General features: G+C 60.6%; 22 protein-coding genes and 1 tRNA gene. 6 read left to right on the top strand and 17 right to left on the bottom strand.

What is annotated here, in order from left to right:
* Positions 1 to 19: 19 nt before the first annotated feature.
* A complete protein-coding gene (sixA, locus tag AC6IY8_RS01320) occupies positions 20 to 721 on the top strand; it encodes a phosphohistidine phosphatase SixA (RefSeq protein ID WP_497776848.1) in 702 nt (233 codons plus the stop codon).
* On the opposite strand, the gene AC6IY8_RS01315 is transcribed toward sixA, so the two are convergent.
* The 14 genes from AC6IY8_RS01315 to AC6IY8_RS01250 all read right to left on the bottom strand — a co-directional run bounded on the left by AC6IY8_RS01315 (position 679) and on the right by AC6IY8_RS01250 (position 15441).
* The gene (locus AC6IY8_RS01315; protein WP_497776847.1) at positions 679 to 2193 is read right to left on the bottom strand and encodes a Ppx/GppA phosphatase family protein; all 1515 of its coding nucleotides are present in this window, start codon (positions 2191 to 2193) and stop codon (positions 679 to 681) included. The two genes, sixA and AC6IY8_RS01315, sit on opposite strands and share 43 nt — an antisense overlap.
* Positions 2194 to 2196: 3 nt before the next feature.
* Positions 2197 to 3051, bottom strand: coding sequence for a CHAD domain-containing protein (locus AC6IY8_RS01310; RefSeq protein ID WP_497776846.1), 855 nt, complete (start codon positions 3049 to 3051; stop codon positions 2197 to 2199).
* 211 nt (positions 3052 to 3262) lie between these two features.
* Positions 3263 to 5089 carry a bifunctional lysophospholipid acyltransferase family protein/GNAT family N-acetyltransferase gene (locus AC6IY8_RS01305; RefSeq protein ID WP_497776843.1) on the bottom strand — a complete coding sequence of 609 codons (1827 nt, stop codon included), beginning with the start codon at positions 5087 to 5089 and terminating at the stop codon, positions 3263 to 3265.
* A 413-nt stretch (positions 5090 to 5502) separates the two neighbouring features.
* Positions 5503 to 6126: a BON domain-containing protein gene (locus tag AC6IY8_RS01300; protein ID WP_497776841.1), complete on the bottom strand. Its 624-nt coding sequence runs from the start codon at positions 6124 to 6126 to the stop codon at positions 5503 to 5505.
* Positions 6127 to 6194: 68 nt separating this feature from the next.
* Positions 6195 to 6782, bottom strand: a complete 588-nt coding sequence (locus AC6IY8_RS01295; protein WP_497776840.1) for an anthranilate synthase component II — start codon at positions 6780 to 6782, stop codon at positions 6195 to 6197.
* Positions 6783 to 6795: 13 nt separating this feature from the next.
* Entirely contained in the window at positions 6796 to 8304 is a 1509-nt protein-coding gene (locus tag AC6IY8_RS01290) for an anthranilate synthase component I family protein (protein WP_497776838.1), read from the bottom strand.
* The gene (gene aroF, locus AC6IY8_RS01285; protein WP_497776836.1) at positions 8301 to 9362 is read right to left on the bottom strand and encodes a 3-deoxy-7-phosphoheptulonate synthase; all 1062 of its coding nucleotides are present in this window, start codon (positions 9360 to 9362) and stop codon (positions 8301 to 8303) included. The genes AC6IY8_RS01290 and aroF overlap by 4 nt, the downstream gene beginning before the upstream one ends.
* A gap of 4 nt (positions 9363 to 9366) precedes the next feature.
* Entirely contained in the window at positions 9367 to 10170 is an 804-nt protein-coding gene (gene trpA / locus AC6IY8_RS01280) for a tryptophan synthase subunit alpha (protein WP_497776835.1), read from the bottom strand.
* The gene (trpB, locus tag AC6IY8_RS01275) at positions 10167 to 11387 is read right to left on the bottom strand and encodes a tryptophan synthase subunit beta (RefSeq protein WP_497776834.1); all 1221 of its coding nucleotides are present in this window, start codon (positions 11385 to 11387) and stop codon (positions 10167 to 10169) included. The genes trpA and trpB overlap by 4 nt, the downstream gene beginning before the upstream one ends.
* On the bottom strand, positions 11384 to 12037 hold the full coding sequence (locus AC6IY8_RS01270) for a phosphoribosylanthranilate isomerase (protein ID WP_497776833.1): 654 nt from the start codon (positions 12035 to 12037) through the stop codon (positions 11384 to 11386). Before AC6IY8_RS01270 ends, trpB begins: the two co-directional genes overlap by 4 nt.
* Positions 12034 to 12834, bottom strand: coding sequence for an indole-3-glycerol phosphate synthase TrpC (gene trpC, locus AC6IY8_RS01265; protein ID WP_497776831.1), 801 nt, complete (start codon positions 12832 to 12834; stop codon positions 12034 to 12036). Before trpC ends, AC6IY8_RS01270 begins: the two co-directional genes overlap by 4 nt.
* Entirely contained in the window at positions 12831 to 13943 is a 1113-nt protein-coding gene (gene trpD, locus AC6IY8_RS01260; RefSeq protein WP_497776829.1) for an anthranilate phosphoribosyltransferase, read from the bottom strand. Before trpD ends, trpC begins: the two co-directional genes overlap by 4 nt.
* 217 nt (positions 13944 to 14160) lie before the next feature.
* Positions 14161 to 14559, bottom strand: a complete 399-nt coding sequence (locus AC6IY8_RS01255; RefSeq protein WP_497776827.1) for a c-type cytochrome — start codon at positions 14557 to 14559, stop codon at positions 14161 to 14163.
* A 9-nt stretch (positions 14560 to 14568) separates the two neighbouring features.
* Positions 14569 to 15441 carry a LysR family transcriptional regulator gene (locus AC6IY8_RS01250; protein WP_497776825.1) on the bottom strand — a complete coding sequence of 291 codons (873 nt, stop codon included), beginning with the start codon at positions 15439 to 15441 and terminating at the stop codon, positions 14569 to 14571.
* A 130-nt stretch (positions 15442 to 15571) separates the two neighbouring features.
* On the opposite strand from AC6IY8_RS01250, the gene AC6IY8_RS01245 reads away from it, so the two are divergent.
* Both AC6IY8_RS01245 and AC6IY8_RS01240 read left to right on the top strand, forming a co-directional pair.
* On the top strand, positions 15572 to 16381 hold the full coding sequence (locus AC6IY8_RS01245; protein WP_497776823.1) for a UDP-2,3-diacylglucosamine diphosphatase: 810 nt from the start codon (positions 15572 to 15574) through the stop codon (positions 16379 to 16381).
* Positions 16308 to 16976, top strand: a complete 669-nt coding sequence (locus AC6IY8_RS01240; RefSeq protein ID WP_497776822.1) for a glycosyltransferase — start codon at positions 16308 to 16310, stop codon at positions 16974 to 16976. Before AC6IY8_RS01245 ends, AC6IY8_RS01240 begins: the two co-directional genes overlap by 74 nt.
* 6 nt (positions 16977 to 16982) lie before the next feature.
* Here AC6IY8_RS01240 and AC6IY8_RS01235 read toward each other — a convergent pair whose 3' ends face one another.
* From AC6IY8_RS01235 to cysE, 3 genes are all read right to left on the bottom strand, one after another.
* Complete coding sequence (locus AC6IY8_RS01235) at positions 16983 to 18323, bottom strand: glycoside hydrolase family 1 protein (protein ID WP_497776820.1); 1341 nt, start codon at positions 18321 to 18323, stop codon at positions 16983 to 16985.
* A gap of 24 nt (positions 18324 to 18347) precedes the next feature.
* Positions 18348 to 18421, bottom strand: a tRNA-Cys gene (locus tag AC6IY8_RS01230).
* Positions 18422 to 18601: 180 nt separating this feature from the next.
* Positions 18602 to 19357 (bottom strand): serine O-acetyltransferase, encoded by a 756-nt coding sequence (cysE, locus tag AC6IY8_RS01225; protein ID WP_497776818.1) that lies wholly within the window; start codon positions 19355 to 19357, stop codon positions 18602 to 18604.
* Positions 19358 to 19486: 129 nt separating this feature from the next.
* Between cysE and AC6IY8_RS01220 the strand changes: the two genes are divergently transcribed.
* The 3 genes from AC6IY8_RS01220 (at position 19487) to AC6IY8_RS01210 (ending at position 22964) form a co-directional block, all read left to right on the top strand.
* Positions 19487 to 20131, top strand: a complete 645-nt coding sequence (locus AC6IY8_RS01220) for a trimeric intracellular cation channel family protein (RefSeq protein ID WP_497776817.1) — start codon at positions 19487 to 19489, stop codon at positions 20129 to 20131.
* 77 nt (positions 20132 to 20208) lie between these two features.
* On the top strand, positions 20209 to 20661 hold the full coding sequence (locus AC6IY8_RS01215; RefSeq protein ID WP_497776816.1) for a peptidase inhibitor family I36 protein: 453 nt from the start codon (positions 20209 to 20211) through the stop codon (positions 20659 to 20661).
* 188 nt (positions 20662 to 20849) lie between these two features.
* Positions 20850 to 22964: a mechanosensitive ion channel family protein gene (locus AC6IY8_RS01210; protein ID WP_497776815.1), complete on the top strand. Its 2115-nt coding sequence runs from the start codon at positions 20850 to 20852 to the stop codon at positions 22962 to 22964.
* Positions 22965 to 22974 lie beyond the last annotated feature (10 nt).

Below are 22974 nucleotides of genomic sequence, written 5' to 3'. Positions count from 1 at the left end.
ACCTGGGGCGGGGGAGCAAATGCTAACGGCGGCTGGGGTCCTTCGCTGCGCTCAGGATGACACCGAAACTTGGAGCAAAGGCAAGGGCAAAGGCAAGAGCAGAGGCAAAGGCAAGAGCAGGGGCAGAGGCAAAGGCAAGAGCAGAGGCAAAGGCAAGAGCGAAGGCAAAGGCGAGAGTGAAGGCGCGCGAAGATCGATGATTGTCTATTTTTTGCGGCACGCGAATGCGGGGCAGAAGCGGGCGAATCCGGCGCAGGACGACAAGCGTCCGCTCGACAAGGAAGGCATCGAGCAGTGCCGGTATGCAGGGCGGTTTCTGAATGCGCTGGATACGCATGTGGATTTGATACTGTCGAGTCCACTGAAACGGGCGATGCAGACGGCTTCATTCGTAGGTAATGAGATTGATTATGAGCTGCGGATTGAGCGGACTCCGGCGCTGCTGCCTACGGCGGATTTCGAACGCTTCCGGCAGTTGCTGATGCAGATCAGGGATCTGGAATCGGTGATGGTGGTGGGACACAATCCGAATTTCAGCCAGTTTCTCTCGATGCTGGTGACGAATGGCACGAGCCAGAAGGCAGTCGAGATGAAGAAGGGCAGCGTGGCGCGGGTGGAGATGGGTCCGAAGCGCAGCGTGCTGAACTGGCTGGTGACGCCGCGCCTGCTGAAGACGGCCTACACCTCGACGCAGGTCAACGAACGGCCAAAGACTTCCTGAAAAAGATTGGCTTCGCGGGCCAAGGCCCACAGTTCTAACTCTGCTCCAGTGGGGCGAGTGACGAGCGTGAGGTGCACGGCCTTGGGCGAAATACGCGCACGAAAATTGAGCACCGCGGCGCGTCTCCCCTGCTCTACCGCACGAGCCAGACGCAACAACATGACAGCACGAGGAAGCAGAAGACGGTCGGCGGGCGCAAGCACGCGCACGGGCGGGCTGGTGGGCGTGATTTTTGACTTACCCAGGTAACGCGCGATGGCGGCAATGAAGCGGCGCTGCGGCATGGTGAAGCCGAGCAGTTCCGAGTGACTGAGGATGTAGAAAGCGTGGCGGCGGCGTCCGGCGCGGCTAACGAACGAGCCGACCTCGTGCAGCATCGCGGCGGCGTTGAGCAGGCTCGCGTACTCGGACGGCAGGTGGTGTATGGGTTCGAGAATTTTGAAGAAACGCTGCGCGTGTTCGGCAACGTGCGAAGCGAAGCGCAAGTCGACCTGGTAATGCGCGGCGAGATTAAGGATGGCGTTGTCGCGTTCGCTTTCGAGCTGCTTGCTGATGCCGATGTCTTCGACGTCGGCAGCCATCTGGGCGAGGACTCCGTCGCGAAGCCCGTAGGGCAGGTAGCGGAAGCTGGTGAGGTCGAGCGCGGTGAACAGTTCGGAGAAGACGTGGGCTCCGGCAATGATGATTTCGGCGCGGCGAGGACCGATGCCCTTGAGCGCGCGACGCTGCTCGACGGGGAGGCTAGACAGCTTCTTGGTCAGGCGCAGCAGTCCGGCGCGAGGAACGGTCGGGGTGGGCGCATCCTGCCCGGCAGACCATACGTCGCTGAGGGCGGCGGGGGTGCCGGAGGTGGCGATGGTCAGGTTGATCTTGTGCTCGGTGAGGATGCGGCGGACGCGTCCGACTTCTTCGCCGATGTAGCTGCGCATCTGGTCGAGTTCGGTTTCGGTCGGCGGGTCGTGCTTGAGGAATTCGCGGGTGAGGCGGACGGCTCCGAGAGGCAGGCTGTACACGTGCTCGATCTGGCCCTTGCTGGAGACGATGAGTTCGCAACTCCCGCCTCCGAGATCGATAAGCAGGACGCGTCCGCTGCCGACGCGCGCGTTGGCCATGACGCCGAGGTGAATGAGGCGGCCTTCTTCAACTCCGCTGACGACCTCGACGCGCCAGCCGGTGGCGGCCCGAACCCACTGCACGAAAGCCTGTCCGTTGTTGGCGTCGCGCAGAGCGCTGGTGGCGACGACACGCACCTGGTTGGCTCCGTAAGCCTGAGTGGCTTTGCCGAAGCGGCGGAGGACACGGACGGTCTGCTCCATGGCCGCAGGGTCGAGCGCTCCTCCGCGGAAAACGGCTTCGCCGAGGCGCACGACTTCGCGATCCTCGTGCAGCACCTGAAGGCGCTTGCGCACGAGACGCGCAATCTTCAAACGAACCGAGTTTGCACCGATATCAACGGCGGCCAGTGTCGCCATCGATTAGCTTGCCTTACGCACGAGTCTGAGGGACCGGGAAGCGGGGTGAGCAGGACGAGACATCCATGCGTGAAGGTTCTGAGTGGCCCGGAGCGCTTTGCGATATTCGCGGCGGGTTCCGGACTGAAGCGCAGCGTGGAGACGGCCATCATTTGAAGACTTCAGCTCGCGTTCGGCCAATTGCGTGAGAGTGGACCAGTCGTGCCAGATGCCAATTGCATCCTGCACCTGCTTGAATTTTTCGGCTAGCTCGGCGGGTTCGTCAAAGTGCTCGAGCGGTTCGAGTTGGTAGCGCAACATCTTGGTGTTGATGCGAAGACGATGCAGGCGGGCTTCATCGCTGGAAACAGTGCGCGTCCACTGCATGAACTGCTTGCGGGCACGGGCGCAGAGCTGATGAGCATCCTGCGCATTGGGCTCTTTTTTCGACGCCTGCTCGGCGAGGGGAGGAAGCTTCTTCTTAAGTCGCGGCGCGGAGTCGGAGACAAGCTGGCGCAAGCCGCTGGACTGGCGCTTGCGATCAGACTTGAGGATTCGGCAGAGCTTGTCCTGCTCCTTTGCATCCGCATTGGCATTGGCGCGGCGGCGAGAACCGCTGGGCGAGTGAACAAGCGGAGTGTCGAGAATTCCGAGATGCACGTCGATGTCGCGAACTTTTCCGGCTTTCTTGCGGAGAGACTTCAGGGATTTCGCCACCTTGCGAGGACAGCCGTCGAGCTGGGCTTCGAGACGGCGGACGGTGGTGCGCAGACGATGGACGTTTTTCTTGCTGGCGCGGTCAGGGACCTTGTCGAGCAACGTGAGCAGCCCGATGGAGAGCACTGCCGGATTCCACTGATTTGTGTTGGTCGCCGCCATGGGAAGAAAACGATATCGCAATCATTGGGATGGGAGCAAATGCAGGAGGTTTGTATGAGTGAACGGGGATTGAGGTCGGCCTTTTGAAAGATCGAGACGAAAAAAAATCCCATGCTGCCGTGAAGAGAAAGCTTGCGGCGAACATGGGTCCTGACAGTTTGGCACCCGGGTAGGGCCCAGAAAAGGCGCTAACCGGAGCACCGGTAAAGAGCTACGGCACGAGGGCGGGTTCGGGCTCGGGTTCCTCGACCTTGGGAGCGGGAAGAGCGCCGTGGATTCGGAGGAATTCGTTTGCGCCTTCGCGGGTAAAGTAGCGGGCAAGCAGGTCGGGCTTGGCCTGACGCAGGTCCACTAAAAGAAGTCCGTCGAGCACGTTGGAGAACTTGGCATCGACATTGAAGCCGAGGAACTTGCCGCCGAGTTTCATATAGTGCTTGACGAGAATGGGGACACCCTTGCCGTCGCTCTCGAACATGCTGACCCAATCGGAAATGTCTTCGAGAGAGAAGACGCGGGCGAAGAGTTCCGGCTCCTGCACATTTTCGGCAGAGGTGCGCGGCGGATTCTTGGGACGCAGCATCTTGAGCAACTCGGCATCGACCGTATGAGCGCTGAGAAAGCTGGTAAGCACCTGGCGCGAGGCCGGAGTGTAGTCGGCACTGATGCTGACGGCTCCGAAGAGAATCGGGGTCTCCGGATGCCGCACAAGATAGGTGCCAATTCCCTTCCAGAGAATGAGCAGCGGTGCGTACTGTCTCTGGTAATCGAGAGCAACGAAGGAGCGGCCAAGCTCCATGGCAGGGCCGACCTTGGCGAAGAACTGCGGCTTGAAGCGGAACAGCGTGGCAGTGTAGAGGCCGCGCAGGCCATAGCGGCGCACGACATCCTGCACATTGCAAACGCGATAGGCTCCGGCGATCTCCTGGCGCTCTTCGTTCCACAGCACGAGATGGGTGTAGTACACGTCGAAGCGGTCGAGGTCGCGAGCCTTGCCTGTTCCCTCACCCGAGGCGCGGAAGGTGAGCTCGCGGAGACGTCCGAGTTCGCGGACGATGTGCGGCGCCTGGCGGGAACTGAGGGCATAGACGCTCATTTTGCTCGCCGTGACGAGCAGAGCTTCGGGCGGCAGCGACTCAAGTTCGCGACGGAGCACGGCGGGATCCTGCGGCGGAGCTACGGCGTGCCGGGGCTGCCAACGTGTGGGGAAAAAGCGGGTGCGCGGAGAACGAATGCGGTCGCGCAACGAAAGCAAGGAGCTGTTCCAGCGGAGAAGGTCGATGGCCTTCTCATCATCTTTCACGGCCTTGAGGGTTTCGGCTTCGACCGGAGCACCGAGACGGATCTCGACGTTGCGTCCGCGCTTGTTGATGAGCTCATGCGGCAGGAAGAGCGTACGCAGGCGCGGGTTGATGATTCCGGCGAGATGGAAGCCGACACTGTTCTTTCCAGAAATGTAGCAGGGGACGCTGGTGGCGTTGGCCATGCGCGCGATGCGGGCCATGTTGCGATTCCACTGCGGATCGAGCACGCGGCGGTGATGACGGCTCCAGGAGGCGACTTCCCCGGCGGGGAAAACGACGAGCATGTGTCCCTTGCGCAGCCAGTCGAGAGCTTCGCGGATTCCACGACGGTTGGCCTCTTCGTGCCCCTCGCCCATCATGTTATCGACCATGATGAAGTGCGGCGCGAGCTCTTCGAGATAGCCAAGGAGCTGGTTGGCAAGAATCTTGACGTCGGGACGGATATGCAGAAGCAACGAGCCCATGAGGATGCCGTCGAGCATGCCGTAAGGATGATTGGCAAAAACAACGGCGGGTCCTGTGGTCGGGACGTGCTTGAGCTCGGCCTCGGGCGTGGTGTACTCAACCTGCATCTCGCGCAGAATGCCGTCGAAAAGGTTGTCGCCGGGATTGGCAAGCGCGCCTGCGTAGATGCGATCCAGACGGCGGAGAGGGAGAAACGGACGCGCCCAGGGGATCTTCTTCCCAAGGTTGGCAAACGGTGTTGGAGTGCTCTCTGTCATGGTGCTGCGAAGCATAATGATCCAATACTGCGCCCTTAACTTTTCAGGGCTATAAAGCCAGTGTAAATCTTTGGTGAACTCTGGCACAGTAGGGCAAAGTGCCTCATTCCCGAGGTGTTGCTGTGTAACCCTGACCGGGAATGACCTTAGCCCGAAAAGCTGCCGGTATGCAAGGATTGGCGACACCGAGAAGTGCAACATTGGGACAGGGACGGATGGGGGGTGCGCACTAGCGAGGGCGAGGGCAATCGAGGGCGGTGGCGGGGGTAGGGGTCCCTCAACTTCGCTCGGGATGACAACTTAAAGGCAAGGGCAAAGGCAAGGGTAAAGGCAAAAGCAAACACAAGAGCAAAAGCAAGAGCAACGACCCCACCCTAAACTCGCAAGCGAGTTAAAGGTGGGGCACCCTGAGGACTCTTGCTGCGCGATTAGCTTTTGACGACGCGGAGATTATTGGTCACCTGGAATACGCCGGGGACCTGGTTGGCACGCAGGAAGGCGGCATCCTTGTCCTGCTTGGTGTCAACAACGCCTTCGAGGCGGACGCGGCCACCGTTTACGACGATGTGAATGCTGGGCACGGCAGACCAGCTATAACGCGACAGATCAGCCCAGCCGAAGATGGAGCGCGCCACCTCGTGGCGGATGCGGTCGTCCATGGGCGAGGGCGGCAGGTCGGTGATGTGATCGATGACCTTCTCGACGCCTTCAATGTGCTTGACGCTGTTGACGGCGTCGCTATGAAGGCCGCTGCTGTTGACGTCGCCGAGCAGTTCGACTGTGCTGCCGTTGACGCGGAAGGCGAGCCAGTCCCAGATGGTGTAGTAGGGCTGCATGACGAGCTCGTGCCGGACCTCGCGTGCGATGCGATCTTCCTCGTTGGCCGGCTGAGTTTTTGACTTGTGTACCGGCAAGGCTGGGATGGCATCCAAGCTCTGCGCAGCGGCCTGAGCCGCAGCGGGAGGCACTGCATCCTTCTGCTGGGGAGCGGCAAGGGCCGGCACAGCCAGCGAGAGCGCAAGAGCGAGGGAACACAGCTTTCCGTTGTTCATATAGCGTTTCTATCTCCTTCTTACCCTGCTAGATAGAACGCGAATCGAAGTGGAAAAGATGTATCCGTTCATGCCAAAACGGAGGCTCGACCGCATAGTTGTACGAAATTGGAAAGAATCAGCATGCCGTTGCTGGTGAGGACAGATTCGGGATGGAACTGTACGCCCTCGATCGGCAAGGTGCGGTGACGCACACCCATGATGATGCCATCGGAGGTCTGGGCCGTGACTTCGAGCTCGGGTGGGCAAGTTTCCGGCTCGATGACGAGCGAATGGTAGCGAGCGACCTCGATTGAATTGGGAACTCCGGCGAAGATGCCGCGTCCATCGTGTTTTACGCGGCTGCTCTTGCCGTGGATGGGCTGCGGTGCGCGAACAATGCGGCCTCCAAAAGCCTCTCCGATGGCCTGGTGGCCAAGGCAGACGCCGAGAATGGGAAGGCGGCCTCCGAGCTGGCGTATGACATCGAGCGAGATACCGGCGTCACTGGGCACACCCGGGCCGGGTGAGATAACGATGCCGCGATAGGAGCTGTTGGCGATTTCCTCGACCGGAATCTGGTCGTTGCGGCGCACGACGGGGTCGGCTCCGAGTTCGCCGAGGAACTGCACCAGGTTGTAGGTGAACGAATCGTAGTTGTCGATGACAAGCAACATAAGTTTGTCTCCGCTAGCCGTTGATTTCAGCCAAGGCTACGGCACGGCGCAGCGCACGTGACTTGTTGATGGTTTCTTCCCACTCCATGGCGGGGACGGAGTCGGCCACGATTCCGGCTCCGGCCTGGACGCTGATTTCGTCGCCGGAAAGTTCGATGGTGCGGATGGTAATGCAGGAGTCGAGATTGTTGGCGTAATCGGCGTAAAGCACGGCGCCGGAGTAGGCGTCACGCGGGCCGCGTTCGAGATCGGCAATGCCCTGCATGGCGCGAATCTTGGGCGCACCTGTGACGGTTCCGGCGGGGAAACAGGCACCGAGCGCGTCGAAGCGGTCGAGCTCGGGACGGAGCTCGGCTTTCAATTCGGTGACAAGGTGCTGGACGTGCGAATACTTCTCGACGGTCATGAGGCGCGCGACTTTCACGGTGCCGTAGCGGGCGACGCGGCCAAGGTCGTTGCGTCCGAGATCGACGAGCATCATGTGCTCGGCTCGCTCTTTTTCGTCGGCAAGCAGTTCCTCGGCGAGCAAGGCGTCTTCTTCGGCGTTGACGCCGCGGATCCGGGTTCCTGCGATGGGGCGATAGGTGAGCTCGCTATGGCGGCAGCGGACGAGCATTTCGGGAGAGGCTCCGATGAGAGCACGCTCGCCTCCTTCAGCAGTGCGTCCGAAATTCAAAAGGAACATGTAGGGCGACGGATTGGTGGCACGCAGGGCGCGATAGAGCGCGACGGCGTTGGCGCGAGTCTTGCGATGGAAGCGCTGCGACAACACGATCTGGAAGCACTCACCGGCATAGATCAGTTCCTTGCCTTCGGCTACCGCGCGCTCGAACTCGACGCGGGCGAAGTTGGATTGGAAATCGGCTTCTCCGGCTCCGGCAAGGGAGATGGATTTGAGCGGCAACTCGACGGCGGCGCTGAGTTTGCGAACGACTTCGCGATTCTTGGCCGTGGCTTCGTCGAAGCGCTGGCGAAGCTCGGATTCGGACGCGCCGGGAGTGACTTCGGCGAGGGTGCGAATCTGGATCTGCTGGCGCGCGTGATCGAAGGCAAGCACGGTGCGGAAGATGAGGAAGCAGGCTTCGTCGCCGGAGCCGGGGACGGCCTGCATGGCTCCATCGAACCAGGCGGAGGCGGCGTAGCCAAGATATCCAACGCAACCCCCGGCCATGGGAGCGGTGCTCTCGGCAGCAGATAGCTTGCGGTTGGCAAACTCGCGGCGGAGGACATCGACGGCAGTACCTGGCTCCTCGCGGGTGCCGCTTTCGTCTTCGACCGTGGTTACGCCATTGCGGGTGCGGACGACCATGGCAGGACCCGCACCAAGGAACGAGTAACGCGCAAGGTGTTCGCCGCCCTCGACGGACTCAAGCAGGAACGAGCGCTCGGCGGATTGCGCGATGCGCAGATAGGCCGACAGCGGCGTGAGCAGGTCGGCGGAAACCGTTTCGGTAACGGCGACGAGCCCACCGTGCGAGGCGAGGCGACAGAAATCGGCGAAATCGGAAATCACGGCGCTCACTTGGCTGCGACCTCGGCGACTTCAGAGTGTTGCGGATCGTACATGGTGCGTCCGACGACTTCGGCGATGCGTCGGAGGTCGGCGATCATGGTGGCGAACTGATCGGGGTAGAGCGACTGCGCGCCGTCGGAGAGAGCCTTCTCGGGCTCGCAGTGGACCTCGACGATGATGCCGTCGGCTCCCACGGCAACTCCGGCGCGGGCTAGTGGCGCAACTTTGTCGCGCTTTCCGGCGGCGTGGCTGGGATCGATGATGATGGGCAGATGAGTGAGTTTGCGCGCGGCAGGGACGATGCTGAGGTCGAGCGTATTGCGGGTGTGGTCGGCAAAGGTACGGATGCCGCGTTCACAGAGAACGACGTTGTAGTTGCCTTCGCTCATGACGTATTCGGCAGCCATGAGCAGTTCGTCGAGGGTAGCGGCCATGCCGCGCTTGAGCAGCACCGGGCGGGAGGCGCGTCCGGCAAGCTTGAGCAAAGCGAAGTTCTGCATGTTGCGCGCGCCGATCTGGATCATGTCGGCGTACTGATCGACGAGCGCGAGCGACTCGTGATCGACTGCCTCGGTGACGACGAGCAGCCCGAACTCCTCGCGGGCGGCAGCCATGAGTTCGAGTCCGGCTTCGCCCATGCCTTGGAACGCGTAGGGCGAGGTGCGCGGCTTAAAGGCACCTCCGCGGAGGAAACGCGCGCCGGATTTGGCGACCGCTTCAGCAACGCGGAAAAGCTGATCGCGGCTCTCGACCGAGCAGGGGCCAGCCATGACGGCCAGTTCAGGGCCGCCGACGGTGGCATCGGAACCCGTGAAGCGCACAACGGTGTCCTCGGCTTTCATGTCGCGGCTAACGAGTTTGTAAGGCTTGGAGACGGCAATGACCTCCGCTACGCCGGGCATTTCGCTGAGCGCATCGGCCTCGACTGCGCCCTTGTTGCCGGTAATGCCGATGGCGCAACGCGTGGCTCCGGGCAACGGATGAGGACGATAGCCAAGCTGCTCGACCTTTTTGCAGACCGCCTGAGTCTGTTCTTCTGTTGCATTCACATTCATTAATACGAGCATGAAATTACGCCTCCACCGCCTGTGCGGCAAGAATTTCGCGCACGAAACGTTCAACTTCCTGGGGAGCCTCGGCTCCAGACTGTTCGATCTTGCGGACGATTGCGGAACCAACGATTACGGCGTCGGCACCCTGAGACCACGCTTCGCGCGCCTGCTCGGCGTTGCTGATGCCGAAGCCTACAGCGACGGGAAGATTAGTGACGCGGCGGATGCGCTCGAGCAGGGCCGAGGCATCGGCGCTTAACTGCTGGCGCGCGCCAGTGACTCCCGTGACCGAGATGGCATAGAGGAATCCGGTGGCGTGCTCGGCGATTTGCGCGATGCGCTCGGAGGTGGATGTGGGCGCGACTAGCGAGACAAGGTCGAGTCCGCGATGCTGCAACGCCTGGGAGAATCCCTTGGCGGATTCGGCGGGAAGGTCGGTAACGAGTACTCCGGCGAGCCCGGCACGGGCGGCATCTTCAGCGAGTCGGTCGAGGCCATGACGCAGCAAGGGATTGAGATAGCTGAAGAGCACGATGGGAACGCCAGAATCGCGGGCAGCACGGCCGGCGACTTCGATCACATCGTTGAGCTTCACACCACGCGCGAGGGCGCGCTCGCAGGCACGCTGGATAACTGGGCCGTCGGCGGCAGGGTCGCTGAAGGGCACGCCGAGTTCGATGGCTGTGGCTCCACCGCGCGCCATGGAGACGAGCAGCTCGTAGGTGGTGTCGAGATCGGGATCACCGGCGGTGATGTAGGGGATGACGCCCTTGCGTCCGGTGGCGCGAAGGGCTTGGAAAGCCTGCTGCAAGCGAGTGGTCATTCGGCACCAGCTTCCTTGAGCTTGGCGACCGTATCGACGTCTTTGTCGCCGCGTCCTGAAAGATTGACAATCATCAATTTACCCTTGCCGAGCTCGCGGGCAAGTTTCACCGCGTAGGCTACGGCGTGCGAGGATTCGAGGGCGGGAATAATGCCCTCCTGACGCGAGAGCAGATCGAAGGCTTCGAGAGCTTCGCGGTCGTTTTGCGAAACGTATTCGGCGCGGCCAAGTTCGCGAAGATGCGCGTGCTCGGGACCGACGGAGGCGTAATCCAATCCGGCGGAAACCGAGTGGGTCGCGGCGATCTGACCGTCTTCATCCTGAAGAACGTAGCTGTAGGTGCCCTGGAGAACGCCGGGAAGCCCGCCGTGGAAGCGGGCGGCATGATCGCCGAGAGATTCGCCACGGCCTCCGGCTTCGACGCCGATGAGGCGAACGTCTTTGTCTGGAACAAAGGCAGTGAACGCGCCGATGGCGTTGGACCCGCCGCCAACACAGGCGACGACGGCATCGGGCAGTCGGCCTTCGCGGGCGAGCACCTGGGCGCGAGCCTCGTCGCCGATGACGCGCTGGAACTCGCGCACCATGGTGGGATAGGGATGCGGACCAAGAGCGGAGCCAAGCAGATAGTAAGTGTCGCGAACGTTGGTGACCCAGTCGCGGAGGGCTTCGTTGATGGCGTCCTTGAGGGTCTTGGAACCGGCCTCGACGCCGCGAACTTCGGCACCCATTAGGCGCATGCGGAAGACGTTGAGGGCCTGCCGCTTCATGTCCTCGGCACCCATATACACGATGCAGTCGAGGCCGAAGCGCGCGCAGACGGTGGCGGTTGCGACACCGTGCTGCCCTGCTCCGGTTTCTGCGATGATGCGGCGCTTGCCCATGCGGCGGGCGAGCAAGACCTGCCCGAGCGCGTTGTTGATCTTGTGCGAACCGGTGTGCGAGAGGTCTTCGCGCTTGAGGAATATGCGCGCGCCGCCAGCGTAATCCGTGAGGCGCTCGGCGAAATAGAGCGGCGTGGGACGTCCGCTGAACTCGGCGAGCAGGGAGCTGAGTTCCTGCTGGAAGCTGGGGTCGCGGCGCGCTTTGGCAAAGGCGGCGGTGAGTTCATCGAGTGGCTCGATGAGGGTTTCCGCTACAAAGCGGCCGCCGTAGGGGCCGAAGTAGCCTTCGCCGGAGACGCTTAAAAGGCTCTCCAACACTGCGTGATCCTTCATTGCTGTTGCCTCTCTGCGGCCCGTACGGCCGCAACAAATTCGCGCATTCTGGTGATGCTTTTTACGCCTCGGGACGACTCGACACCGCTGCATACATCGACCACATCGGGATGAGCGACCGAGATGGCGTGGGCGACGTTCGCGGCATTTAGACCTCCGGCAAGAAACAGACGCGATACTCCAGATGAATGGCGCAGGCGCGCCCATGGCACAAGGTTCCACTCGAAGTTATGGCCCGTACCGCCGTGCGCGGGACTGGGTGTGTCGAGCAGCAGGCCTCGGCAGATGGAATAAGCAGCGGCCCGGCGTTCGTCGAAGTCTGGTCCGACCTTGAGGGCGCGGATGACCGGGAACTCGAAGGCAACGGCTTCGCAGTCGGCAGGCGACTCGTCACCGTGTAACTGCACGGCGTCGAGTGGCACGGCGCGGGCGATGTCGAGGAGTTCCGGTAGATTCATATTTACGAATACACCGACAAGTTTTACGCGCCTGGCGACGGCAGTGGCGATGTACTGCGCCTGCTTGAGAGTGACGGAGCGCGGGCTGCGCGGGTAGAAATTCAGCCCCAGCATGGAGGCCCCGAGCGAGATGGCTTCGAGCGCGTCGGCAACGCGGGTGATGCCGCAGATCTTGATCTCGACGGGCTTCATCGCGTTCTCTGCTCCATGCCCTGCAATTCGCGCAGGGTCGAAAGCGGATCGCCGGAGCGCATGAGAGTTTCGCCGATGAGGAATGCCTTGTAGCCGACGGCCTGAAGGCGCTCGAGGTCCTGGCGCGTGCGAAGACCGCTCTCGGCAACAAGAGTGACTTCGGCTGGAGCAAGCGAGGCAAGTGCGAGCGAAGTATCGAGCGAGACCTGCAGAGTTTTGAGATTGCGATTGTTGACGCCGATGAGCGTGGCTCCGAGGGCGACGGCACGACGGAATTCCTGCTCGGTGTGGACCTCTACGAGAGCATCAAGATGCACGTTGTGCGCGGCGTCCATAAGCTTGAGGGCTTCGGCATCGGTGAGTCCGGCGACGATGACGAGAATGGCTTCGGCTCCGGCGATGGCGGCTTCGTAAACCTGGTGGCGATCAACGGCGAAATCTTTGCGCAGGAGCGGAAGCGAAACGGCAGACGCTACGCGGCTAAGATCGTCGAGTGAGCCTTTGAAGTGCTCGGGCTCGGTGAGCACGGACATGGCGGCGGCACCGCCTTGCTCATACATCCTGGCAACGGCAACGGGATCGGCTCCGGCCTGGATTTCTCCGGCGGAGGGTGAGTGTCGCTTGAACTCAGAAATGATGGCGGTAGGGTGCGAAAGCAGCTCACGGCGGAAGCGCGGAGCGCGGTCGCGGCGAGCGGCGATGGCCTGATCGCGTACCTGCTCGCGAATCTCGTCGCCAAGCTGGCTGAGTTCGTGACGCTTCGCGTCCATCACACGTTGGAGGAATTCGGCGCTCACTGGGCAGCTCCATCGACGTTTTCGCAGGCCGTGTGCGACATGGTGGCAAGCGCCTCCAGCTTATGCAGGGCTGAGCCGTCGTCGATGGCAAACTGGGCGCGTTCGGCGCATTCGCGAAGTCCTTCGCCGGTGCGCACGTGGAGAGCGGCGGCGGCATTGAGCACGACGAGATCGCGTGCGACATCCCGGCGTTGGCCGGAAAGTACGGCGCGAACCGTGGCGGCATTCTGCTCGACGGTAGCGGCTTTGGCTTCGCCGGTGGAGCGCTGGGTGAGGCCGAAATCTCGGGGCGACAACGTCAGTTCGCGGACGTGGCCGTCATGAACTTCGAGGATGCGAGTGGGGCAGGAGGTAGTGATCTCATCAAGACCATCTCCGCCGCGCAGGACCCAAGCGCGAGTGACGCCGATGCGGGCAAGAGCTCCGGCAACGACCGGCATGCGGGCTTCATCGGCGACGCCGAGCAGGCGGTACTGTGCGCGTCCGGGGCTAACCATGGGGCCTACAAGATTGAAAGTGGTACGAATGCCGAGAGCACGGCGGATAGAGGCGACGCGGGCGAGGGCGGGATGGTATTTGGGCGCGAAGAGGAAGCAGATTCCTAATTCGCGCAAACATCGCTCGGCGATTTGGGTTTCGCAGTCAATGCGAACGCCGAGAGCGGTGAGCACATCGGCGCTGCCGCATCGGCTGGTGGAGGCGCGGGCTCCATGCTTGGCGATATCGCATCCGGCGGCAGCGATGACGAAGGCGGCGGCGCTGGACACATTGAAGGTCTTCACCGGGCTTGCACCGGTTCCCGCAGTATCGAGCACATTGGCCGAGATGTCGATGGGCTGAACGCGATCGTAGAGAGCATCGGCGAATCCGGCGAGTTCGTCGGATGTTTCTCCCTTGGCGACGAGCAAGGCGAAGGCAGCGGCGATCTGGGCGTCGGGAGTTTCGGACGAAAGCATTGCATTGACCAGTTGCGCGGCCTGGGAGCGCGTGAGATCGCGCGAGGCCAGCAGGAGGGGCAGCAACTCTGCTATGGAGTTGGACACGTTGTCGGCCCCAGCCTGTGCAGCTGTAGTCGGAATAGCCGAAGAGTTTGTTGAGCCTGCTTGCATGTAGTTCGTCCTATTGGTCCTGCGCGAAACGCAAATGCGTTGCAGCAAAGTTGAGTTCGGATGTAGGGAAAACGAAGAAGACGTGCCCGGACTAGAGGCACACGACGGTGTAGGACCACCATCGACGGGAGGAGCAAGGAACGCAGGTTGGAGAAGCGATGCTCACGAAAAAAGAGTACGACGTATGGCGGACGAGGTCAATTGAAAAATCAGCAGGTTAGCGAAGGGACCAAAGATAGGTCGTGATGTCACGGGCATCAGCATGGCTCATTCCGGTCTCGGGCATTTTGGTGCGCGGCAGGATGGTGTGGGGCGACTCGATCCATCGCATGACATTATCGGGCGTGGTTGGCAGGTTTCCGGAGATGTACGGCTCGGTGGTGAGATGCTCAAGCGAAGGAGCAGCTTTGCCGCCGGCTCCGATGACGCCGGGAATGCGATGGCAGCCGCCGCATCCGTAACGCTGAATGAGGAAAGCACCACGAGTGGGATCTCCGCCGACACGCTGGCGGGCTTCGGTGATGGCTTGTTCGCTGGCGCTCTTGCAGGAGACAAGAAGGCCAAGTGAGAGGGCGAAGGCGATCGTGATCCGAAAGCTCATTGCGCGTGATCGCATTTGTCGGCCTCAGTGAAGAGCTTTTGCGGCGCGGGTGATGGCCGCGAGCGCGGGATGCCGGAAGCTGGAAGCTCCGGTGATGGCGTAAAGCCGCCAGTGCGTGCCTGGTAATTCGGCGACGAGCACAAGGGCGTGCGAACTCTTGAGCGAGTTGGCAAGGACCGCAGGAGCAAAGATCGCAGCGTTTGCCTCGGAAGCGAAATGTTCGGGATGCGGCAGCTCGGCAGGTTTGTTGATGGGCGGTCTATGCGAGGCGAGCCAATGTTCAGCTTCGCGTCGAATGGCAGGGTTACCAGGCATGAGAAGCGAAGCGTCGGCCAGTCGCTTGGGAAAGCTCTTGCGCAAGGATTGTGCGAGCGGCGCGGGCGCGAAAAGCGCGAGCGGGCTTTGCAGCAGGACGCGGCTGTGCAGCGCGATGGTGGATGGCGGAGGACAGTCATCGAGCGCGAACTGAAATTCCTGCGATGAAAGTTTGGAGGCAAGTGTTTCCGATGCGGCCTCGGTGATGGTGAGAGCAGGCATCGGCTGGAGTGAGAGCAACGGCTTGAGAATCTGAGCGAGTAGCGAGGGAGAAAGCGATGCGCTGACGCCGATGTTGAGCGTGGCGATTTCGGCTGGCTGACCGTCGAGGGTGGAAAGCAGTTGTTCACCGAGGGTGAAGATGCTCTCGGCATAACGCAGAACGGTTTTCCCGGCCGAGGTGACGCGCAGGCCTCGCCCGCTGCGCTCGAAAAGCTGCCAGCCGAGTTTCTTTTCGAGCTCGTGAATCTGTGCGCTGATGGTGGGCTGCGTTAATCCGAGGCGCGAACTGGCGCGCGCCACCGAGCCCTCGTGCGCGACGGTGCAGAAGTAGAGCAGGTGATGGTAGTTGAGGCGGTGCATGGGACATGATGAATGTACATCATGCGGCGCGAACTCGCAGGAGTTTTGCGATGCCGCTTGCTGACGCGAGTTCTCCAGATATTCATCTGGCCTTCACAGGGATGTAACCGGGGTTCGGCAGACTTGAACCATGTCGAACCAGATGCTCGACACAGTGCTGATCTCCGACGTTCATCTTGGGTCCGAAGTGAGCCGGGCGCAGGATGCACTCGAGCTGATGCAATCACTTTCGTTCCGGCGGCTGATATTGCTGGGCGACATTTTCTCCGATTTGAATTTTCGGAGACTGACGGGCGAGCACTGGCGATTTCTCTCCTACATTCGCAAGCTCTCAAATCCCAAGCGCAAAACAGAAGTTGTGTGGGTGGAGGGCAATCATGACCAGGGACTGTCAAACGTGATGTCACACCTGGTTGGGATTCCGGTGTACCAGAGATATGTGTGGCACTACGAAGGCAAGCGGCACCTGGCGATCCACGGACATCAATTCGATCGCTTCATCTCGCGCAATTTTCTGATCAGCCGAATCGGCGAACACCTGTACTACGAAATTCAGAAGCTCGACGGTAGCCAGAAAACGTTCTCTCGTTTCCTGGACCGGATCAATACGCGGTGGCTTCGTTTGTGCTCCAAGGTTTCGCGCGGCGCCATCGCTTATGCAAAGCAGGGACGCATTGACCGCGTGTTTTGCGGGCACACACATGTGGCCACGAGAACTGAGCAGGACGGGATTGAGTACTACAACACCGGTGCCTGGATCAATCCGATGGCGACCTACATCACGGTGGCTTCCGAAGGAGTTCGCATCCATGAATACGCATGCAGAGCTGACGATCGTAATACCAGCCAAGAACGAGTTCCGGCGATTGCCCAACCTGCTTTATACCTTGAGCCAGCAGGACTACCCACTGTTGGGGTGTACGAGAGTGTACGTTGCTGACGCAGGCTCGAACGATGGCACCGCAACGGTGGCGATGGCGTTTGCCGACGTGCTGCGCATCAGCGTGATTGCGGGCGGACTGCCGGCTGTGGGCAGAAATGCGGGAGCACGGCTGGCGACGACTCCATATGTGCTTTTTCTGGATGCGGATGTGGAACTGCGTGACCCGACGTTGCTGCGGCGCGCGATGGAAACCATTAAACGCCGCAAGCTACAGTGCGCGACGACCAATATCTGGTGCGCCGATGGGCGCTTACTGGATCACGCTTTGTATATCTGCAACGATCTCGTGCAGCGTTTCGCTTCATGGACAAAGCCGTTTGCAACGGGCATGTTCATGCTGTTTGAGAAAGCCACATTCGACAGGCTTGGTGGATTCGACGAGCGGGCTCTGTATGCGGAGGATTACCTGCTGAGCAAGCAGGTGCGGCCATCGCGTTTCGGAATCGTGCCGGGTCGAATCTATACGTCGAATCGGCGCTTTCGCAAGATGGGCCATCTGCGGGTGGCGAAGATGTTTTGCAAGACGGCTCTAAACACCTGGAATCCTAATTACTTTCTAAGGGACCAGAATTACTGGACCGAAGAGGTTTAGCGGAGGCTACAAGCTTGGGGGTGTAGCAATCGCTGGCGGCGACGAAGGCTCGGAGAACCTGCTGAGCTGTTCGTCGCTGATTCCATTTGCGCGCACAATGTCGCGATACAACGATGCGCTGAAGCGCGGGCGACGGCGCTGGGTGGCAGGATCAAGCTCGTAAAGCCCGAAGCGTAGGATCCATCCTTCATTCCACTCGAAGTTGTCCACAATGCTCCAGTGCAGATAACCGCGCAGGTCCACGCCCTCGCGGACGAGCTGGTGCATGTGCCTGAGCGTGTTCACGATGACCCAGGGACGGATGCGGTCGGCACGATCGGGCACGCCATTCTCCATCACGTAGATTGGCACTCCCAGCTTGCTGTACTCGCGTGCGGCACTGAGGATGGCCTCGGGAAAGGCTTCGCCATAAGGCATCTCGACGCCGGGGTCTCCCTGCGGCACTTCAGGAGGAACGAAGATGCCTCCGGTACGTCGCGATGACTGATCAAAGGGCGCACGGACGTGAAGTCGGTTATAGACGTTGAGGCCCATGAAATCTGCCTTTCCGATGGCTTGCGGCACCTCGGGCGCAAGAGCTCCGAAGGGGAAATTGGGAGCTCCGCTTAGAAGGTATTGCAGGGTAGAGCGATTGAAGACGCCATCGTACACATAGGCCAGCAGGCGATCGGCAGGAGAGGCAGTGGCGGGCTGGAACTCCGTCCAGTTGATTGTGATTCCGACAGATGCATGCGACTGAATGCGATGAATAGCGGCGAAGGCTTCTGCATGCGCACGGTGCGTGTTTGAGAGCACGACGGCAGCGGTACGGAGCTGATACTGCAGTCCGGGCGGGAACTCGCCGAAGATGTAGCCGAAAATGGCGTAAACATTGGGCTCATTAAACGTGAGCCAGTCGGAGCACAGATCTCCGAAGTCGGCGACGGCGCGCTCGCAATAGGAGACGAACTGCGGGACCGCATCGCTGTTGGCGAATGCTCCCTGCTGCTCAAACCACAAAGGGTGTGTGAAGTGATGAAGAGTGACGAACGGGCGCATGCCGCGGATTCGAATCTGTTGCAGCAGGTTGCGATAATGCTCGACGGCTGCGGCATTCCACGCGCCGGGCGAGGGCTCAAGCTGTCCCCAGTCAAGCGAGATGCGAAGGGTGTTGAGGCCGAGATCGCGGCAAAGATCGAGGTCAGATGATGCGTTGTTCCACCAATCGCACGCGGGGCGGCAGGTGTGCCCGGAACGAATCCTTCCCTGCTGCTCCCACGCATGCCACTGATTGTGCTGGTTGGAGCCCTCGAACTGATGAGCGGAGGTGGAGACGCCCCAGAGAAATCCGTCGGGAAACTTCAGCATCGGTCATCTAGAAACACAGAAATTTGGAGGCGCGAACCGGAGTCGAACCGGTGATGGAGGTTTTGCAGACCTCTGCCTTACCACTTGGCTACCGCGCCTCATGCTGGAGATGTGGGCAGGTCTTTCTGATGGTATCAGTGAGCCGAGATTCTGCGCAATGAGGGCTAGAGCGATTCCCAAGATCGTTGCAGCCATAGGCGCTTTCTCTCCCACCTTAGCCGCGCACAAAACGCTCGTCGAAGGTGGAACCCCGAGAAAATACGATTCAGAAACCAGGTCTAAATTCCGGCACCGTAATCTGCAAATCCGCTCTTGTCGAATTCGCTGCGGTATTCGCGGCGCTCCTCGTCCTCGTGGGTAAGTTCTGCCACGCAGCCATCGACTTCTCCGGCGGTGATGGCGAGATTGGCGATGCGGTCCACGCGGGAACGAAGCTCGGTTACGTCCTTGGCCAGGGCGATGAGAGCGTTGCTGAGCGGGTCCTGTATCTCGTGAGGATCGGTAATCAGGATTCGCTTGCCGTCGCGATAGACAAGATGGGCGGGGACTCCGACGACGGTGGAGTTGGGCGGCACGTCGCGCAAGACGACCGAGCCGGCGCCGACGCGGGAGTTGTCTCCGACGACGATGTTGCCAAGCACGCTGGACGTGTTGCCGATGACGACGCCGTTGCCGATGGTGGGGTGGCGCTTCTTCTTTTCAAGGCTGGTGCCGCCGAGGGTGACGCCGTGGTAGAGCGTGACATCGTCGCCGACGATGGAAGTCTCTCCGATGACGACGCCCATGCCGTGATCGATGAAGAGTCGGCGGCCGATGGTCGCTCCGGGGTGAATCTCAATGCCGGTCCAGAAGCGCGAGACCTGCGACAAGTAGCGAGCTATCAGGCGGAAACCTTTGCGCCAGAGCCAGTGATTCAGGCGGTGCATCCATACGGCGTGCAGTCCGGGGTAGTTGAGCAGGACGGCCACTGGCCCGGTTGCAGCCGGGTCGCGCTCCAGCACGGATTGTATGTCTTCCCGAATCCTACGCAGCACTTAAGTCCTCAAGATACTGATGATACTGGCCTGTATAACGCTTCGACTATGCTGCTTCTATGTAACTACGGCTTCGGGCGGAATGTCCACTTTCGGGGGCAGAACTCTGCTCCTGCATAATAGAAGCGTATGAAGTTGTTGCATCTTGGCACGCTGTTCTTCGTGGTTGAGTTCCTCGGAGTCTTTGTTGGCGCACTGAGCGGAGGACTCACCGCAATCCGCGACACCCGTTATAAGTACGATCTGATCGGCGTTTTTGGTTTGGCATTTGTGACAGCCCTGGGGGGCGGAATCACGCGCGATGTGATTCTGCAGCATGGGCCGCCGTTGGCATTTCAGGGGATTTACTACATCGCTATCGCACTGCTTGGAGCGGGGGTGGCTGCTGCGTTTGAACATCGCATGGGTCCGGGGATGGACCGCGCCATCGACTTTACAGATGCGGCGGCGCTCGGACTTTTTGCCATTGCAGGAACAACGCGCGCACTGAACGATGGTCTGCTGGTGCTGCCGAGCATTCTGCTGGGGCTGGTGACGGCCGTGGGTGGAGGCTCGCTGCGCGATGTGCTTGGAGGCCGCACGCCGAGAGTCTTCGAGAGGGGCCAGTTCTACGCGATTGCAGCGCTGGCGGGCAGTGCCGCATTTCTGCTTTGCGATTCGCTGGGAATGGGACGCACGGCAAGTACGGTGGTTGGCACCGGATCGTGCTTTCTGCTGAGGCTGCTTTCGGTGCACTTCGACTGGCGCACGCGTCCGCTGGGAAGCGCTGACTGAACTGCGAAAATGAGTGCGGTTCCGGGAGTACAATGCTAGGCGCTTGAAGTTTGGCCCAAAACGCCATAGGAGGAACAATGCGTTTGCGTTACTTGCCGATAACTGTTCTGTTGCTGCTCGCGATGTCGCTGCCCGCCTCGGCCCAATGGGGGTGGGGACGTCCTCGTCCGCCCAGAGCAGGTGCCTGTTTTTATCGAGACACTGATTTCAGGGGAGACTACTTCTGCATGAAGGATGGCGACCGGTGGCCATCGATGCCTGCGGGCTTTAACGATCGCATCACGTCGATTCGAGTGTTTGGCGGGGCAAGGCTGCGAGTGTTCAACGGTGACAATTTCAGCGGTCCCAACTCACTGATTGATCGCGATGTGCGCGACCTGCGGCGTCTGCCTGTGCCCGAAGGCCGGGGCAGGAACTGGAACGACCGGATCTCGGCTATTGCCGTATTCCGTGACCGTGATGAATGGCGTGATCGCGACTGGAGACGGGACGAAAGGCACGATAGGGACGATTGGCGCGACCGCAGATAGTCGTCCATTCCCTTCTGAGCCCCACGTTCACCGACCTTGGTAACGTGGGGCATTGCTGAACCGCAACCTCAACTCCAGCAGCACTGCAACCCGCTCTCCTCACCTGTCATCTAAACGAAAAGCCACCGTTAAACCTGTCCCGTTGAAGTATGCGGGCGGAGTGTCATTTATTCTTTCTAGAACTCATCATGCATAAATCCAAAATCTCAAACCTAAGACGTATTGCCCTCCTTTTATTGCTTCTCGCGGGAGCCGCGTTTCCAGTTGCGCAGGAGCAGAACCAGGATCCGGGCGATGTACTGATCTCGCTGCTGAATCAGTCGATTGACTGGTATCGGCGGGTGCAGGTTCCGAGCCAGATTTCGAAAGATCCTGCCGACTCGATCTACACCAGCTACAACAAGAGCGCGAGCTTGCAGGCAGTCTCGCTGATGTTTGAGTTTGCGCGCAACCAAGCGCTGCAGTTGCAGGCCGCTAGTACAAAAGACCCAGCGCCAGCGAACGACAATGCTCAGTCCGGACGCAACCTGACTCAATGGCTGCTGAAGGCACAGGATCGCGTGAAGCAGGCTACTGCTGACCTCGAGACTCTGCAACGACAGGCGGCCAACGCCAGCGGCAAAAAGCTGCAAACGTTGCAAAGCCAGGTGGCGGAGCAGAAGAGCGAACTGGAGCTGGCACAGGCGCGACTAGAAGCTCTGCAGAACATGAACGCATTTGCCACCGCAGGCGCGTCGGCAGGATTGCTGGGCAAAATCAACGAACTGGAACGCAACGTGCCTGAAGCACGACTCAATCGCACGGTGGAACGCACGGTGCGCAGTTCGCAGTCGAACCGCACGACGGCAACCGCTGCGGCGACGAATGCCGCCAATTCGGAGGGAGGTGCCGCAGATACGAAAGCGAGCAGAAGCGCGGGCAGCGCGACAAGCGATGACAGTACAGGGAATGCGGACAACAATGCGAATTCGACTATCATCACGCTGAGTCCGGTGCCGATGCCTACGCCGACGACCTCCGCACAGCAACAGCCGAAACAGCCAGAAACAGGAATCGTATCGCTGGCTAGCGACTTGTTCTCGCTGACGAACAAGCTGAACGCGCAACGCGAGGCGATCAACTCCACTGCGCAGTTGAAAGCCGCGCTCGACCGCGTCCGCACGCCGCTGCGACAGCAGTTGAGAGCTATCAACCAGAAAGGCGATGAGCTTTCAGCACAGCCGCAGACGAACGATCCTGCGGAGTTGGCGGACCGCAAGAAGCAGATCGATGCGCTTACGAGCGAGTTCAAGCATCTCTCGACCATTGTGATGCCTCTCGGCAAGGCAAGCATCCTGCTGGACGCGACGAGCAACAATCTTTCGGAGTGGCGCGGCGAAACTCAGCGTACGTACACGGCGGAGGCGCGCACACTGCTGTTCCACGTAGGCGTGCTGGTAATCGCTATTATCGCCGTCACTATCGCCTCCGAACTATGGAGGCGAGCGATTTTCCGCTACATTCGCGAGCAGAGGCGGCGCAACCAGTTTCTGCTGCTGAGGCGGATTGTGGTTACGCTGATCATCACGCTGATTGTGGTCTTTGGCCTCTCGACCGAGATCGGGTCGCTGGCAACGTTTGCGGGATTTCTTACGGCCGGCATCGCGGTCGCGTTGCAGAACGTGATTCTCAGCGTCGCGGCATATTTCTTCCTGATTGGCCGTTATGGTATCCGGGTGGGCGATCGCGTGCAGATCAGTTCGGTGACGGGCGACGTGGTGGACATCGGCCTGGTGCGTCTGCATCTGGTGGAGTTGGACACATCGTCGGGCGAAGCCCGGCCCACAGGGCGCGTTGTTGTATTCTCGAATTCAGTGGTGTTCCAGCCGTCGTCTAATTTCTTCAAACAGCTTCCCGGATCGAACTTTGCGTGGCGCAAGATTACGCTGACGCTGGCGGCAGATGTGGATTACGCGCTGGCGCAGAAGCGCATCTCCGAGGCCGTGGCGCGTGTGTATGACACGTACAAGTCCGAGTTGGACCGCCAGCATCGCGTGCTCGAAAGCTCACTGGCCATTCACATTTCGAGTACGGAACCGCAGGTGCGATTGCGGCTGGAAGAGACAGGGCTGGAGATCGTGATCCTCTACCCGGTGGTGCTGTCGCAAGCCGCACAGATTGACGATCGCATGACGCATGCGCTGCTGGACGCCATTCAGGGAGATTCGCGACTACGGCTGGTGGGCGGAGGGCTGACCGGAATACAACCGGTGGATGCGACTCCGAACACGCCCGCTCCGGCTGCGGCCCCGGCGGAAAAGTGAATCGGGTGAC

The sequence above is a fragment of the Koromonas soli genome (assembly GCF_059726265.1).
The sequence above is the reverse complement of the archived record's forward strand: the minus strand, read 5'-3'. Positions and strand labels throughout refer to the sequence as shown.

Bases quoted from the DNA above. Each gene is read 5' to 3' on its own strand.
- sixA (WP_497776848.1), top strand. From the start codon at position 20: ATGCTAACGGCGGCTGGGGTCCTTCGCTGCGCTCAGGATGACACCGAA.
- AC6IY8_RS01315 (WP_497776847.1), bottom strand. From the start codon at position 2,193: ATGGCGACACTGGCCGCCGTTGATATCGGTGCAAACTCGGTTCGTTTG.
- AC6IY8_RS01310 (WP_497776846.1), bottom strand. From the start codon at position 3,051: ATGGCGGCGACCAACACAAATCAGTGGAATCCGGCAGTGCTCTCCATC.
- AC6IY8_RS01305 (WP_497776843.1), bottom strand. From the start codon at position 5,089: ATGCTTCGCAGCACCATGACAGAGAGCACTCCAACACCGTTTGCCAAC.
- AC6IY8_RS01300 (WP_497776841.1), bottom strand. From the start codon at position 6,126: ATGAACAACGGAAAGCTGTGTTCCCTCGCTCTTGCGCTCTCGCTGGCT.
- AC6IY8_RS01295 (WP_497776840.1), bottom strand. From the start codon at position 6,782: ATGTTGCTTGTCATCGACAACTACGATTCGTTCACCTACAACCTGGTG.
- aroF (WP_497776836.1), bottom strand. From the start codon at position 9,362: ATGCTCGTATTAATGAATGTGAATGCAACAGAAGAACAGACTCAGGCG.
- trpA (WP_497776835.1), bottom strand. From the start codon at position 10,170: ATGACCACTCGCTTGCAGCAGGCTTTCCAAGCCCTTCGCGCCACCGGA.
- trpB (WP_497776834.1), bottom strand. From the start codon at position 11,387: ATGAAGGATCACGCAGTGTTGGAGAGCCTTTTAAGCGTCTCCGGCGAA.
- AC6IY8_RS01270 (WP_497776833.1), bottom strand. From the start codon at position 12,037: ATGAAGCCCGTCGAGATCAAGATCTGCGGCATCACCCGCGTTGCCGAC.
- trpD (WP_497776829.1), bottom strand. From the start codon at position 13,943: ATGCAAGCAGGCTCAACAAACTCTTCGGCTATTCCGACTACAGCTGCA.
- AC6IY8_RS01255 (WP_497776827.1), bottom strand. From the start codon at position 14,559: ATGCGATCACGCGCAATGAGCTTTCGGATCACGATCGCCTTCGCCCTC.
- AC6IY8_RS01250 (WP_497776825.1), bottom strand. From the start codon at position 15,441: ATGCACCGCCTCAACTACCATCACCTGCTCTACTTCTGCACCGTCGCG.
- AC6IY8_RS01245 (WP_497776823.1), top strand. From the start codon at position 15,572: ATGTCGAACCAGATGCTCGACACAGTGCTGATCTCCGACGTTCATCTT.
- AC6IY8_RS01235 (WP_497776820.1), bottom strand. From the start codon at position 18,323: ATGCTGAAGTTTCCCGACGGATTTCTCTGGGGCGTCTCCACCTCCGCT.
- AC6IY8_RS01220 (WP_497776817.1), top strand. From the start codon at position 19,487: ATGAAGTTGTTGCATCTTGGCACGCTGTTCTTCGTGGTTGAGTTCCTC.
- AC6IY8_RS01215 (WP_497776816.1), top strand. From the start codon at position 20,209: ATGCGTTTGCGTTACTTGCCGATAACTGTTCTGTTGCTGCTCGCGATG.
- AC6IY8_RS01210 (WP_497776815.1), top strand. From the start codon at position 20,850: ATGCATAAATCCAAAATCTCAAACCTAAGACGTATTGCCCTCCTTTTA.